This window comes from Tropicimonas sp. IMCC34043 (genome assembly GCF_003390845.1).
Taxonomy (GTDB): Bacteria; Pseudomonadota; Alphaproteobacteria; order Rhodobacterales; family Rhodobacteraceae; genus Tropicimonas.
In genome coordinates, this window is sequence record NZ_QMEK01000001.1 from 574,068 (window position 1) to 586,583 (window position 12,516).

Consider the following 12,516-nt stretch of genomic DNA (forward strand, 5'->3'; position numbering starts at 1 on the left):
GCCCATGATGGAACAATTCAACGACCTGAGCTTCAGCGTCATCGCCCTGACGGCGGCGCTGAACGAACGGCCCTATGCCCCCGGGCAGATCAGCGCCTCGGGGATCTTCGAGGAGGATTTCCAGGCGGTGACCACCGTCAAGATCGAGCGCGAGGGCAAGTTCCTGAACCTGGTCGAACCGTCGCCGCGCGGCGGCCCGGGCGAGACCTTCGGTGGCGATGACCGCGAGCTGGTTCCGTTCGAGATGCACCACTTCCAGATAGATGACGCGATCTTTGCCGAAGAGGTGCAGGGCGTGAAGATGCTCGGCAGCGTCAACCAGCTGGAAACGCTGCAGGCCCGCATCGACAGCCGCATGGACCGCTATGCGCGCTCGCTCGACGCCACGCTCGAGCATCAGCGCGTCGGCGCCATCAAGGGGCTTGTGACCTCGAAGTCCGGCAAGGTGCTGCATGACCTTTACGCGCGCTTCGGTCTTGCGGCACCGGCGCCTGTGGCGATCGGGATCGATGCCGATGTGGCGGGCCTTGCCTCGGCCCTCAAGGCCGAGGTGATCCTCCCGCTCGAGGACGATCTCGACGCCACCTACAGCGGTCTGCACGCCTATTGCGGGCCCGAGTTTCATGCCGCGCTCTGGGATCAGAAGGAAGTGCGCGAGACCTTCATCGGCTGGTCGGACGCGGCCACGCTGCGCAATGGCGCCCCCGATACCTTCACCTTCGGCGGCGTCGTCTGGGAGCGGTATCGCACCGGCAAGAGCGCGAGGGCGCAGGCGGGCGCGGTCGATTTCATCGCGCCCGACTCGGCGCGGATCGTTCCGGTCGGTGTGCCGGGTCTCTTCATGACGATCTTCGGGCCGGCCGATTACGAGGAGACGGTGAACACCATCGCGCTGCCGCGCTACATGCGCCAATACCCGATGCCGAACGGCAAGGGGCGCAACCTCGAGGCGCAATCGAACAGCCTGTCGATCTGCACGCGGCCGGCGGCGCTGCGCCATCTGACCATCGGCTGACGTTGGCTGACTGCCCCGGCGCCGCGGCGCCGGGGACAGTCGAAGGAACAGGAGGCTCGACATGATCGAGGATCTCGCGGGACTGCTGCGAGGGGCGGTCGACGAGGTGTTCGCCGAACCGCTGCGCCATCTGCCGATGGCGGCGGGCGTGCCGGACACCGGCCGCAGCCCGCGCGAGATCGCGGCGACCTTGCGCAGCGGGGAGCGCGCGGCGACGGGTGCGGGTCGGCAACGGCGCACCGATCAATGGGCCGACGGCGGCGAGTTGCGGATCGATCGCGAGGTCTTTGCCGATCTCGACATCCGGCAAGGCGACCGCATCGCTGCCCTGGCGCGGGCCGGTCAGCCGATGTTCGAGGTGATGTCCGTCGATGCCAGAAGTCATTTGCGCCTGATCTGCAGGCTTGGAGATATCTGATGTCGCTGGCGATGTGGGCCTTGCGCACGGCGGCCGTCGAGGCGCTGCGCGGCGCAACGCTGGTCGGGGACAATGTTCTCGACAGCGAGATCGCGCCGCTCGATCTGGGGCCGGACGGCCGCGTGACGACGGATAGAAAGCAGCCGTTCATCGCGGTCTATACCGATGCCGCCGATCACACGTTGGACGCCACAACACGGCTGCGCGGCAACGGGGTGGTCGAGGTCGTGTTCAACACCGGCGTTTCGGCGGCGATGGCTGTCGCCGATCGCGAGACCGGGCGGAGCGAGATCGTCGAGGGGCTGCCCGCGACCGACGCCAGCCTCGAGCTGATCCTCGATATTCTGGCCTGCCAGATCTGGCGGGTCCTGAGCGATCCCGGCAACCCCTGGGCGCAGGTATTCCTCGAGCTCGGCCAGATCCGCGGCAAGTCGCAGGCACGGTCGAGTTCCGGGGCTGAACGGCTGCGGCTGGCGGCGGGACAATTGCGGATCTCGGTCGAGGCGCTGCCCGATCCGATCCTCGGGCAGGATCTGCCGCCGGCGAGCCCCTGGCGGCGGTTGCTGGCACTGATGCTGGCGGCAGAGCATCCCAACGCGGCGCTCTTCGCGATGATGCTCGGGGAGCATGAGCCAGCACTCTATCCGCAGGTCGAGCGGCTGCTTGGCGCCCCGGTTCGGAATGTCGAGGCGATGGGCGTCTATGAGTTCGGCGGCGTTGGCCGCGATGTCGCGGTGACGGACGCGGCGCTGGAGACAGGAGCGGACTGACATGGATCTCGCCTCGCTTCTCGACGACATGCGCCGCCGCATCGGCGAGCTTGAGCGCCGGCAGCGCGGGTTGACCCGCACCGGCGTGATCACCGCGATCAATGCAGCCGACGGCCGGGTCCGGGTCCGGATCACCGGCGGCGGCACGCCCCTGATCACCGGCTGGATTCCGTGGGAGGAATCGGCCGCCGGCGCCGCCAAAACCCATATCCCGCCATCGGTCGGGCAACAGGTTCGGGTGCGGTCTGAATCGGGGGATCTGACCGACGCGACGGTGCAGGGATCGGTCAATTCGGAGGCCAATGCGCGTCCGGCCTCGGCGGGAAACGAGTATGTGATCCTGCAGGTCGGGGCGGCGCGTATCGCGGTGACAGGCGGCGGCAACGAGATCGTGTTCGAGGTCGGCGCCAGTGCGCTCCGGATCACGGATGCGGGCATCGTCGCCGTTGCCCCGCGGATTGATCTGAACTGATGCCCGCCGTCACGCGACGCGGCGACATGGGGACAGGCCATGCGGACTGGCCGGCACGAGCATCGGTCGGCGGCAGTGGCGATGTCTTCGTCAACGGCATCCCGGTGCATCGCAATGGCGATGGCTGGGCGGTGCATTGCAATCCGCCGGGGCAATGCCACGCCAGTGCGCTGGCCGGCGGGTCATCGACGGTATTCGCCAACGGCAAGGGGGGCGGGCGGGTCGGCGACGCGGTCGCCTGCGGATCGAAAGTTGCAACAGGCTCCGGCAACGTCTTTGCCGGGTAATCAGGAGAGACAGATGATCAAGGTGAACACCACGGTCTCGGCCCGGAAGACGGCCGCAAAGACGGCGAAGGCCGCGACCGCCACCGGACCGAAGGCCGTGACCGAACGGCCTGGAACGCAGCGCTATCGCGTCAACGAGGCACGCCCTATCGCGGGCAAGCTGCGCGCCATCGACGACGAGATCGACCTGCTGCCGGTCGAGGCCAAATACATGCAGATGCTGGGCGCTCTGACGCTTGTCGACGCCACGCCCGTGGTCGTGATCGACAGCGGCGACTGAGCATCGTGGATCTGAACGACGAGACCGGCGGCACCGTCGAAGGATGGCCGCATGTCGTGCAGTCGATCCGGACGCTGCTGGCGACCCGGCTCGAGACGCGGGTGTTTCGCCGCGACTTCGGATCGGACGTGCCGCAGATGATCGACGCCCCGGCGAACGATGCCGGGACTATGGCGCTCTATGTCGCCGTGGCCGAGGCAATCGACACCTGGGAGCCGCGGTTCGATCTGAGCGACGTCGGGCTTGCGATCTCGGCCGACGGGGTGGCCGAGATCCGCCTCCACGGCAGCTATCTGCCGCGCGGGCACCTGGGCGACACGACGCGCGCCAGCGACGGGTCGATCACCGTGTCGCTGGCGGAGGGGTCCGTCAAATCATGGAGTGACGCATGAGCCGCTATGCCGCCCTCGACCTCTCGACGCTGCCGCAGATGACGGCGATCGAGGTCCTGAGTTTCGACGCGATGCTCGCAGCCCGCCTCGACGAACTTGAACAGCGGCTGGCCGAGCGGTTCACCGCAACCAAAGTCGCCGAGATCATGGCGCTGGCGCGCAATATCGCGGCAAGCCCGATGCGCTATCTGAACGAGGCCGCCGCGGCGCGCGAGATCTATCTGACCAACCGGCTGAACGAGGCGGTGCGCGCGATCTTTCTGGCAAGCGCCAGGGAGGGCGATCTCGACCAGATCGGCGCCAATCGCGGCGTCGTCAGGAAGATCCTCGACGACAGCGATCCCGACAATCCGGTCCTCGAGGACGATGACGAGTTCCGGGCGCGGATCCAGCTCGTCATCGAATCCTACTCGCCGCACGGCACCGAGGGCTCCTATGTCTATTGGGCGCTCGATGCCGACGACCGGGTGCGCGACGTGGCGGCCTATGGCCCGAACCACGAGGTGACGCCCGCCATCGTGCCGGGCAATGCCGAGATCGTCATCCTGTCGCGCGAGGGCGACGGATCGGCGCCCCCCGATCTGATCGACGCGGTCCATGCCAACCTGATCCCGGACAAGCGCCGGCCGGTTGCCGACAAGGTGACCGTGCTCTCGGCGACGCCTGTCGCCTATCGGATCGAGGCCGAGCTGCAGGTAACGAGTGCCGAAGCCGCGGCAATCGTGCTTGCCGCGGCGCAGGCATCGGTCGCGGCCTTCGTGTCAAAGCGGCTGGCGATCGGACGCAAGCTCTACCGCACGACGCTGGCCGCGGCCCTGAAGGTCGATGGCGTGGTCGACGTGATCGTCACCGAGCCCCCGGAGGACGTCCCGATCGGGCCCTATGAGGCGCCGCATTGCACCGACATCGCGCTGACGGTCACCGCGATCACCGGAGGCTGGTGGAATGTCTGACGGCATCCCGATGCTGCCGCAGACCGCGACCGGGCTTGCGAAGGCCATGGACCTGCTCGAGGAGCGGCTGCTGGCGCTGCCGGTCGAGATGGTCACCAAGGATCCGTGGGCTGTTCCGGCCTCGCTGCTCGACTTCCTTGCCTGGGAGAACAGCGTCGACATGTGGGACGACGGCTGGCCCGAGGACGTCAAGCGCAATGTGATCGCGGTGTCGGCCGAGGTGCATCGCTACAAGGGCCCGCCGCATGCGGTGAAGACGGCGATGTCGGTCTTCGGGGTCGAGGTCGAGCTGGTCGAGTGGTGGCAGGAGGGCGGCAGCGGCGTGCCGGCGACCTATCGCGTTCTCGCCGTGGCGGGCAGCCCGACGACGGGCGAGGCCGAGCTCGAGGTCAACGGACCCGTGGTGCGCGCGATGCGCCAGGTGCTGGCCTCGGCGGCCCCGGTCTCGCGGGGCTGGGATCTGGCCATCGGGGTGCGCGTCGATGCCCCCGCCCGCCGGGCCGCCTGGCCATCGGCGATCATCCGGACGGTCGCAAATACCAGAATCGAACCCGCGCCGGTCGTCGAGATCGCGCGGGGGCACACGGTCGTGTCGATCGTCAGGATGATCGCGACCATAGGGTCATAGGAGAGCACATGGGTTGGACTGCACTGATCACGGATGTCGGCCGCAACAAGGAGGCGGCGGCACTGGCAAACGGCACCGAGCTGGCGATCTCGGAGATCGCCTGGGGCAGTGGCGTTCCGCCGATGTCGGGGGCGGAAACGGCGCTTGCCAACGAGACTGGCCGCAAGGCGGTGCAGGCGCAGGGCGTTGTGCCGGGCCATACCGACACGACGTTCTTCGAGATCGAACTGACCGCGGGCGAGGGGCCGTTTACCATTCGCGAGGCGGGGCTCTTCGATGCCGACGGCGAGTTGTTCGCGATCGCCTGCTATGACACGCCGGTCTACAAGCCCGTCGATCTGGCGACCGTCGTTCTGCGGATGAACGTCGTCTTCTCGGATCTCGACAATCTGGTGATCGTGGTGCCGTCCTCGGACGCCTATGTGCCGGTCGAGCGCCTGGTCGACACCGGCTCCGGCCTGACCGGCGGTGGCAGCCTCGCGCAGAACCGGACGCTCGCGGTCGATTTTGCGACGCAGGCCGAGGCCGATGCCGGGGTTGTAACGGCGAAGGCGGTGTCGCCGGGCAGGCTTTATAACGCGCTTGCCGCACTGGCCGTGAAGGCCGGCTTCTCGGTGTTCTGGGGGGCAAATGGCTTCCTCGTTGCACCGGCCTGGCTTGGTGGGCTGGTGATACAATGGTGTTCCGTCACATTCACGGAATCGCAGAGCACGGTCACGGCCCCCTGGCCGATCGAGTTTCCGATTGCCGCCCTTCAGGCGGTCTCGACACGCTCCACCGGAACGGTGGCCCTGTCTGACGACATCGTCGGTATCGATACGTACCGGACGATTTTTTCCCTCAAACGCGCACAGCCGGCACCTGCGGTAAACAGCTGGCGCATCATCGCGATAGGACACTGACATGATGATGTATGCGCCATCGACGGGCGGCTTCTACAAGCGCGAGGTGCACGGCAAGAATATCCCCTCGGACGCGGTCGATATCGAGGATGCCGCCTACAGGGGGCTGCTGGCCGGGATTGCGCAGGGCCAACGGATCGTCGCCGGGGCGGGCGGCGTTCCGGTGCTCGAAGATCCAGTCGTCGATCCATACGACGAACGGCTGGCGCGCTGGCGGACCACGGCCGAGCTGTCTTCCGTGCAGCTGCGGCTTGCCCTGCGTGCCTGTGCAGACATTGCCGAGATGGCGCCGCTCGCCGCAGCCTTCCCCGAGGCCGGCAATCTGCTCGACCTCGTCCAGCGCCATGTCGCAACGCTGCCCGCCGACGATCCGGCCGCGGTGATCTGGGAATATGCGACCCGCTTCGTGCGCGGCGACGAAGACACCGCGACGCTGTTCTCGGCCGCGACCGGCGTCGACGATCCTTGGATCGACGATCTCTATGACGGCGTCCTCGGAACGATGCCCGCGGCCTGACCGATCTGCCCGATCTTGCCGATCTGACAGGGCAGGCCGAGCTTTCCCGGGGGACCGGGACCACACCCAAAGCAGGAGACAATCATGGCATTCACGGGGTTCCATCACGGCACCCGGCTGGAGGAGTCTGCCGAAACCCCGGTGCTGGTGCGCACCGCGGATTCGTCGGTCATCGGACTGGTCGGGACTGCGCCGGACGCGGATGAGACGGACTTTCCGGCAAACACGCCGGTGTTGCTGCCGGGCGATGCGACGCTTGCCCAAAGCCTTGGTGCGACTGGCACGCTCTTTGACGCCATCGAGGCGATCTTCGATCAGGGCGCGACCAATGTCGTCGTGGTGCGGGTCGAGGAGGGTGCCGACACCGCAGAGACGATCAGCGCCATCGTCGGCACCTCGATCGGCGGCACCGGGCTGCATGCGCTGAAGCTCGCCAGGGAACTCCTTGGCGTGCAGCCGCGGATCATCATCGCGCCGGGCTTCACCACGGCCGACAATACCGCCGTGCTGGCCGAACTGCCGGCGATCCTGCAGGATCTGGAGGCCGTCGCCTTGATGGATGCGCCCTCCGCCATTGCGACCGACGCCATCGCGTTCCGCGCCAATATCGCGTCCGAGCGGATCAAGTTGCTCTGGCCCGGCACGGTGCGGGTCTGGGACACCGGGACGAGCCTTGCGGTGCAAAAGCCGACCTCGCCCTATTTTGCCGGCGTCATGGCCCATGTCGATCGCACCAGGGGCTTCTGGGTTTCGGAATCGAACAAGCCGATCAACGGCATCATGGGCGCCGACACGCCGGTCGGCGGCATTCAGGCCGATCTGCTGAACGAAAACGAGGTCGCGACCATCGTCAACCATGGGGCGGGCTATGTCACCTGGGGCAACCGCGGCTGCGGGGCGGCAAGCCTGACCGCGTTCTTCTCGGTCCGGCGCACGATGGACTTCATCAACGGCGCGATCCGCGATGCCTTCCTCGAGTTCGTCGACCGGCCGTTCAGCGCCGCCAACATCCGGCTGATGGTCGCCAGCGCCAATTCCGCGCTGTGGAACTACAAGAACGAAGGGGCGATCATCGGCGGCAAGTGCTGGTTCGATGCGACCCGGAACGATCCGACGCAGATGGCCGATGGCAAGATCACCCTGTCGATCAAGTTCGAGCCGCCGGCTCCGATGGAGGACATCCGCTTCATCGCCTATCGCGACATCGACTATTACCTCGACCTCGTGCGCGAGGCCGCTGCCGCCGCCTGAGCGCGGCCTGACCCTCTGCCCGGCCGACACTGGCCGGGCGGCATCGCCATGACAGGAGACGGCAGATGAAGACCACACTCGCCTATGTGCTGCGCGATTGCACCGCGTGGCTCGACAACGATTCAAAGCTCGGCCAGGTCCCCGAGATGACCATCGCCAAGCCGCGCGAGATCACCGAGAAGTTCCGCAATGGCGGGATGATCAAGGAGCGGACGGTCGCGATGGGCTACGAGCTGAGCGACCTCTCGGTCAAGATGACTGGCGTCGATCCGCACACCCAGGGCCTGATGACCGGCAAGCCCGGCACCGAAAACACCTTCATGTTCGCGGGCGCCCTGGTCGACGAGGACGGCACGGTGCACCAGGCCGTCTACACCAGCCGCGGCCGGCTGATCGACCCGAGCGACGAGACCTGGGCGCCGGGCCAGAAATCCGAGGGCGAATACAAGATCACCCAGAACTATGCCCGGTTCGAGATCGACGGCGCCGAGATCTGGGAGATCGACGATTTCGACTATTCGGTGAACGGCGAAAGCCAGCGCGAGAGCATTCGCGCGGCGCTGATGGTGTGAGGGCCAACATGAACTATCCGATCAAGGTTGCCCTGAAGCGGCCCCTGACCCGCGACGGCGCGGTCGTCGATCACTTGGTCTTCGACGAACCGACGCTGCGCGTGAATATCGAGGTGCAGCAGCTCGACACGCTTTACGACCAGATGGTCGCGCTGCTGGCCGGCATGGCGGGCGCGCCGAAGGATACGATCCTCGATCTGCGCGACAGCGACATGGACAGGGTCCGGCGCGAGGTGCTGGAGCCCTATTACGCAAGTGTCGGCGTTGAATCCGACATGCTGCAACTCGACCGCCTGACACGGGCCGAGGCGCTGGCGGCAGTCGAGGCGTACTATGGCCCGGAGCAGACTGGCCCGGAGGATCCCGCGGCGGCGTGACGCCTCATGATCTGCGCAGGGCGTGCGGTCTGGTCGCGCATGCCCTCAGCACCCCGCTGAACGAGGTTCTCGATCTGCCGATGTCGGAGTTCCGGGACTGGCTGAAGGTCGCGCAAGAGATCCTGGCCATGAGACCCGTGCCGGCCTGATGGCCTAGGGTTCGCCATCTGACGCAGGAGTCCCGGTGAGCGGTTTCCGGTCGTTCGCTGCGCTGGACACGAACGGCAGGGATACGCCGGAAGCGGACCATTTTGATAAATTGCCGCGAAGAAACGCTCGGGCCGACAGGCATTTCCGCAGGAAGTTTGAGAGGTGGGCGCACCCAGAAACTATGCTATCGTGTCTTTTACACCAAGATCGCGAGGAGGAGCGGGGTTTTGTTGCACAATGCTCTTTTGCGGGATGCCGTGGGGCAGCGGGTGCGCCACGAGGGCACAACGCGGTCTGCGGATTGGGATGAGGTCGAGGCCTTCTGCCAATCGGTCTACATGCCCTTCCGGGTCCGGCCCCTGGTGAAGCTGTCACGTCCGGACGCCACGATGATCAGCGCCCGTGCCGGGCGTCTGACGATGACGCGGTTTTCCTACGGTACGGGAATTCATCTCGACCGGTTCGATCCGCAGGCCGGAAACATCCTTGTGCTCAACACCCTGCAAGGCGCTCTGGAGCATCAGGTCGATGGCGGATCCGTTGCCACGGGCGCGGGGGAAAGCTTCGTTGTGGATTGCTCGCGCACGGATTACTGGCTGGAAGGCGATCCCAACCATATGCAACTGAACCTGACCATACCGCACGAGGTCATGGCCGACACGGCGGAACGCTGGTTCGGGTTCGTTCCGGATGACGGTTTATGGACCAGGCGGGTCAAGTTCGGGGGGCCGGATTCGGCCTGGCTGGCGCTGCTCGATTACGCGGCCAGAGCGCTTGTGAAGGCGGGCGGAGGATCTGCCCATGCCGCCTTGGCCCGCCACATCGAGGAGCTGCTCTGCGTCGAACTGCTGCGGCACTGGGCAGGCGCGGCAGGTATCTCGCTAGAAACCGGCGCGCGCCGTGCCGCGCCCGGATACGTGCGGCGCGCTGAGGAAATCATGACGGCCGAGGCACGAGACGCGCCGTCGATCGGTGACGTCGCGCGGCGGGTGGGGGTCACGGCGCGAACCCTGTCGGGCGGCTTCAAATCGTTCCGGGGCACGACGCCGCGCGGGTTCCTGGCGGCTCGGCGGCTGGAGGGGTTCCGCGCCGACCTCCAGACCCTCACGCAGGAAATGACCGTGACCACCATCGCGACGGCCTGGGGCTTCAGCAATTTCGGTGCATTGGCAGGGCGCTACCGCGAACGGTTCGGCGAGACGCCGTCGCAAACACGCGCCCGCGCCTCACGCGCGTAATTCGGCTTCCGATTCAGGACAGGGGCTGCCGATCAGTGACAGCAGGGCCTTCTCGGGACGGGCATCATCCGATGCACCATTCAAGGGAGGACACCATGAAGGACATACACACAGGAAACCTTGCCACGGCGCTGGACAGCGTCTTGCGCGGCGTCACCGAAGGACCGGCCCGCGTGCCGGGCGTCGTTGCCATGGTCACGGACCGGGAGAGCGACATCTACAGCGGTGCGGCGGGAGAGCGCCGTGTGGGCGGCACGCCGATGACCGAGGACACTGTCTTTGCCATTTTCTCGACCACGAAGGCCATCACCGGCACCTGCGCGCTGCAATGCGTGGAGGAAGGGCTGCTCGACCTCGACGCGCCAGCCAAGGACTACGCGCCCGCCATCGGCAACCTGCAGGTTCTAGAGGGCTTCGACGCAGATGGCCGGCCGCGCCTGCGCGCGCCGAAATCGGATGTTACGACCCGGCAACTGATGCTGCACACGGGCGGCTTCGGCTATGACTTCTTCAACGAGATGTACAAGCGCATGGCGGAGGAGCATGGCCAGCCCTCCGTCGTGAGCGGCACCCGCGCCGCCATCGAGACGCCGCTGCTGTTCGATCCGGGCACCAAGTGGGAATACGGAACCAACATCGACTGGGTCGGTCAGGTCGTCGAGGGCATCCGGGGCAAGCGGCTGGGCGCGGTCATGCGCGAGCGCGTCTTCGACCCGCTGGCCATGGACGAGATCGCCTTCACCCGCACGGATGCCATGAAGGACCGCTCGGCGACGATCCACGCGCGCGGGGCGAACAACGCTCTGACGCCGATGGACGATTTCGCCCTGCCGGACGACCCGGAGGTCGACATGGGCGGGCACGGTCTTTATGGCACGGTCCCCGAGTACATGAAGTTCATCCGCATGTGGCTCAACGACGGCAACGGCCCGAAGGGCCGCGTGCTCAAGCCCGAGACGGTGGACTGGGCCGTGAAGGGTGCGCTGGTACCGCCGCAGAAGGTCACTATGTTGCCCGGCGTGATCCCGTCCCTGTCGAACGACGCCGAATTCTTCCCCGGTCTAGGCAAGGACTGGTCCTATACCTTCATGGTGAACCGCGAGGAAGCCCCCACAGGCCGGCCCGCGGGGGCCATCGGCTGGGCAGGACTGGCCAACAGTTTTTACTGGATCGACCGCGCGACGGGTGTGGGCGGATACTGGGCGACGCAGATCCTCCCCTTTGGCGACCCGACCTCCTTCACCGGCTACCTCGATTTCGAGACCGCGGTCTACAAGGCGATCCACAACGGCTGATCGCCCTTCGACGGGGGTGGCCTTGCCACCCCCGTCTTCGTTTCCGCATGTCTTTGGGAGGAGGATGCGTGATGAGCGAATTCATCAATTACGAGGAACTGCCGGATTGGGTGCCGGGCCGGGTCCTGCTGGCGAGCGATGGGCTCGGTTGGAAAAGCGTGGCCTGCCGGTCGTATCACTACGAGGGGCAGGATGTGATCGTACCGGGCATGAAGGACTTCATGCTTGTCGGGTACCGCGGCGGGGTTACGCCGATGCAGCGGCGCTATGACGGGCGCTGGACGCGGGAAACCATCGGCCCCGGATCCGCGTCCCTGTTGACACGGGCGCAGCGTGTGAACTGGACCTGGAATAAGCCCATCGACGTCACGCACGTCTATCTGTCCGGCGCACTGGTGGCGGACGTGGCGAGCGAGGTGATGGACTGCGCCGTCACGGAGGTGGCGCTTGCCGACGTGCTGCGAACGGACGACCCCGTCATGACCCAGGCCATGGAGCAGATCGCGCGCGAAGCCGAGACCAAGGGCCTTGGCGGCGCGCTCTATGTCGACAGCGTGGCGCGGGCGCTGGTCGTACATCTGCTGCGGCGTTACGCTAATATCCAAAGTCCCGCCCGCGGCAGGGGCGGGACGCTGTCCACCGCGCAGAAACGCCGGATCGTCGAGTTCATCGACGCGCATCTCACGAGCAGCCTCGACCTGAAGATCATGGCGGATGTGTTGGGGCTAACGCCCTGCCTGTTCGCCCGTCAGTTCCGCAGCAGCTTCGGCAAACCGCCCTATGCCTTTGTCACCGCACGGCGCTTGGAGCGGGCGCGGTACCTGTTGGCCCGGACCGATGCGCCGATCAAGACCATCGCCCTCGATTGCAGCTTTTCCGACCAGGCGCATCTGACGCGGATGTTTCGCGCAGCGACCGGCAAAACGCCTGCCGTCTTCCGACGACAGGCGCAATAGACCGCCCGCAGCGACGGCGGGGTCCATCACCGGGACGCGGCGG

General features: G+C 66.5%; 18 protein-coding genes. All 18 read left to right on the forward strand.

Features of this window, described 5'->3' with window-relative positions:
* Window positions 1-4 precede the first annotated feature (4 nt).
* The 18 genes from DQG17_RS02590 to DQG17_RS02670 all read left to right on the forward strand — a co-directional run bounded on the left by DQG17_RS02590 (window position 5) and on the right by DQG17_RS02670 (window position 12,473).
* Complete coding sequence (locus tag DQG17_RS02590) at window positions 5-1,015, forward strand: major capsid protein (RefSeq protein WP_232829301.1); 1,011 nt, start codon at window positions 5-7, stop codon at window positions 1,013-1,015.
* Window positions 1,016-1,076: 61 nt separating this feature from the next.
* The gene (locus DQG17_RS02595; RefSeq protein ID WP_116131176.1) at window positions 1,077-1,433 is read left to right on the forward strand and encodes a hypothetical protein; all 357 of its coding nucleotides are present in this window, start codon (window positions 1,077-1,079) and stop codon (window positions 1,431-1,433) included.
* Window positions 1,433-2,203 (forward strand): hypothetical protein, encoded by a 771-nt coding sequence (locus DQG17_RS02600; protein WP_116131177.1) that lies wholly within the window; start codon window positions 1,433-1,435, stop codon window positions 2,201-2,203. Before DQG17_RS02595 ends, DQG17_RS02600 begins: the two co-directional genes overlap by 1 nt.
* Before the next feature lies 1 nt (window position 2,204).
* Entirely contained in the window at window positions 2,205-2,675 is a 471-nt protein-coding gene (locus DQG17_RS02605; protein WP_116131178.1) for a phage baseplate assembly protein V, read from the forward strand.
* On the forward strand, window positions 2,675-2,962 hold the full coding sequence (locus DQG17_RS02610; RefSeq protein ID WP_116131180.1) for a PAAR domain-containing protein: 288 nt from the start codon (window positions 2,675-2,677) through the stop codon (window positions 2,960-2,962). The genes DQG17_RS02605 and DQG17_RS02610 overlap by 1 nt, the downstream gene beginning before the upstream one ends.
* Before the next feature lie 13 nt (window positions 2,963-2,975).
* Complete coding sequence (locus DQG17_RS02615) at window positions 2,976-3,242, forward strand: hypothetical protein (RefSeq protein ID WP_116131182.1); 267 nt, start codon at window positions 2,976-2,978, stop codon at window positions 3,240-3,242.
* Window positions 3,243-3,247: 5 nt separating this feature from the next.
* Window positions 3,248-3,634: a GPW/gp25 family protein gene (locus DQG17_RS02620; protein WP_116131184.1), complete on the forward strand. Its 387-nt coding sequence runs from the start codon at window positions 3,248-3,250 to the stop codon at window positions 3,632-3,634.
* Window positions 3,631-4,587, forward strand: a complete 957-nt coding sequence (locus tag DQG17_RS02625; RefSeq protein WP_116131186.1) for a baseplate J/gp47 family protein — start codon at window positions 3,631-3,633, stop codon at window positions 4,585-4,587. Before DQG17_RS02620 ends, DQG17_RS02625 begins: the two co-directional genes overlap by 4 nt.
* Entirely contained in the window at window positions 4,580-5,215 is a 636-nt protein-coding gene (locus DQG17_RS02630; protein WP_116131188.1) for a phage tail protein I, read from the forward strand. Before DQG17_RS02625 ends, DQG17_RS02630 begins: the two co-directional genes overlap by 8 nt.
* Window positions 5,216-5,223: 8 nt before the next feature.
* Complete coding sequence (locus DQG17_RS02635) at window positions 5,224-6,117, forward strand: phage tail protein (RefSeq protein WP_116131190.1); 894 nt, start codon at window positions 5,224-5,226, stop codon at window positions 6,115-6,117.
* Window position 6,118: 1 nt separating this feature from the next.
* A complete protein-coding gene (locus tag DQG17_RS02640; RefSeq protein ID WP_116131192.1) occupies window positions 6,119-6,634 on the forward strand; it encodes a hypothetical protein in 516 nt (171 codons plus the stop codon).
* 84 nt (window positions 6,635-6,718) lie between these two features.
* The gene (locus tag DQG17_RS02645; protein ID WP_116131194.1) at window positions 6,719-7,885 is read left to right on the forward strand and encodes a phage tail sheath subtilisin-like domain-containing protein; all 1,167 of its coding nucleotides are present in this window, start codon (window positions 6,719-6,721) and stop codon (window positions 7,883-7,885) included.
* A gap of 65 nt (window positions 7,886-7,950) precedes the next feature.
* Complete coding sequence (locus DQG17_RS02650; protein WP_116131196.1) at window positions 7,951-8,457, forward strand: phage major tail tube protein; 507 nt, start codon at window positions 7,951-7,953, stop codon at window positions 8,455-8,457.
* Window positions 8,458-8,465: 8 nt separating this feature from the next.
* On the forward strand, window positions 8,466-8,834 hold the full coding sequence (locus DQG17_RS02655) for a hypothetical protein (protein ID WP_116131198.1): 369 nt from the start codon (window positions 8,466-8,468) through the stop codon (window positions 8,832-8,834).
* Complete coding sequence (locus tag DQG17_RS21605) at window positions 8,831-8,983, forward strand: hypothetical protein (RefSeq protein WP_157973498.1); 153 nt, start codon at window positions 8,831-8,833, stop codon at window positions 8,981-8,983. Before DQG17_RS02655 ends, DQG17_RS21605 begins: the two co-directional genes overlap by 4 nt.
* Before the next feature lie 270 nt (window positions 8,984-9,253).
* Window positions 9,254-10,222 (forward strand): AraC family transcriptional regulator, encoded by a 969-nt coding sequence (locus DQG17_RS02660; RefSeq protein WP_232829302.1) that lies wholly within the window; start codon window positions 9,254-9,256, stop codon window positions 10,220-10,222.
* A gap of 95 nt (window positions 10,223-10,317) precedes the next feature.
* Complete coding sequence (locus tag DQG17_RS02665) at window positions 10,318-11,517, forward strand: serine hydrolase (RefSeq protein WP_116131200.1); 1,200 nt, start codon at window positions 10,318-10,320, stop codon at window positions 11,515-11,517.
* A gap of 71 nt (window positions 11,518-11,588) precedes the next feature.
* Window positions 11,589-12,473 (forward strand): helix-turn-helix domain-containing protein, encoded by an 885-nt coding sequence (locus DQG17_RS02670; RefSeq protein WP_116131201.1) that lies wholly within the window; start codon window positions 11,589-11,591, stop codon window positions 12,471-12,473.
* Window positions 12,474-12,516: the final 43 nt, after the last annotated feature.

Excerpts from the sequence above, each read along its gene's own strand:
- DQG17_RS02600 (WP_116131177.1), top strand. The coding sequence starts at position 1,433 with ATGTCGCTGGCGATGTGGGCCTTGCGCACGGCGGCCGTCGAGGCGCTG.
- DQG17_RS02615 (WP_116131182.1), top strand. The coding sequence starts at position 2,976 with ATGATCAAGGTGAACACCACGGTCTCGGCCCGGAAGACGGCCGCAAAG.
- DQG17_RS02610 (WP_116131180.1), top strand. The coding sequence starts at position 2,675 with ATGCCCGCCGTCACGCGACGCGGCGACATGGGGACAGGCCATGCGGAC.
- DQG17_RS02635 (WP_116131190.1), top strand. The coding sequence starts at position 5,224 with ATGGGTTGGACTGCACTGATCACGGATGTCGGCCGCAACAAGGAGGCG.
- DQG17_RS02655 (WP_116131198.1), top strand. The coding sequence starts at position 8,466 with ATGAACTATCCGATCAAGGTTGCCCTGAAGCGGCCCCTGACCCGCGAC.
- DQG17_RS02665 (WP_116131200.1), top strand. The coding sequence starts at position 10,318 with ATGAAGGACATACACACAGGAAACCTTGCCACGGCGCTGGACAGCGTC.
- DQG17_RS02630 (WP_116131188.1), top strand. The coding sequence starts at position 4,580 with ATGTCTGACGGCATCCCGATGCTGCCGCAGACCGCGACCGGGCTTGCG.
- DQG17_RS02590 (WP_232829301.1), top strand. The coding sequence starts at position 5 with ATGATGGAACAATTCAACGACCTGAGCTTCAGCGTCATCGCCCTGACG.
- DQG17_RS02595 (WP_116131176.1), top strand. The coding sequence starts at position 1,077 with ATGATCGAGGATCTCGCGGGACTGCTGCGAGGGGCGGTCGACGAGGTG.
- DQG17_RS02670 (WP_116131201.1), top strand. The coding sequence starts at position 11,589 with ATGAGCGAATTCATCAATTACGAGGAACTGCCGGATTGGGTGCCGGGC.
- DQG17_RS02625 (WP_116131186.1), top strand. The coding sequence starts at position 3,631 with ATGAGCCGCTATGCCGCCCTCGACCTCTCGACGCTGCCGCAGATGACG.
- DQG17_RS02650 (WP_116131196.1), top strand. The coding sequence starts at position 7,951 with ATGAAGACCACACTCGCCTATGTGCTGCGCGATTGCACCGCGTGGCTC.
- DQG17_RS02605 (WP_116131178.1), top strand. The coding sequence starts at position 2,205 with ATGGATCTCGCCTCGCTTCTCGACGACATGCGCCGCCGCATCGGCGAG.
- DQG17_RS02645 (WP_116131194.1), top strand. The coding sequence starts at position 6,719 with ATGGCATTCACGGGGTTCCATCACGGCACCCGGCTGGAGGAGTCTGCC.
- DQG17_RS02640 (WP_116131192.1), top strand. The coding sequence starts at position 6,119 with ATGATGATGTATGCGCCATCGACGGGCGGCTTCTACAAGCGCGAGGTG.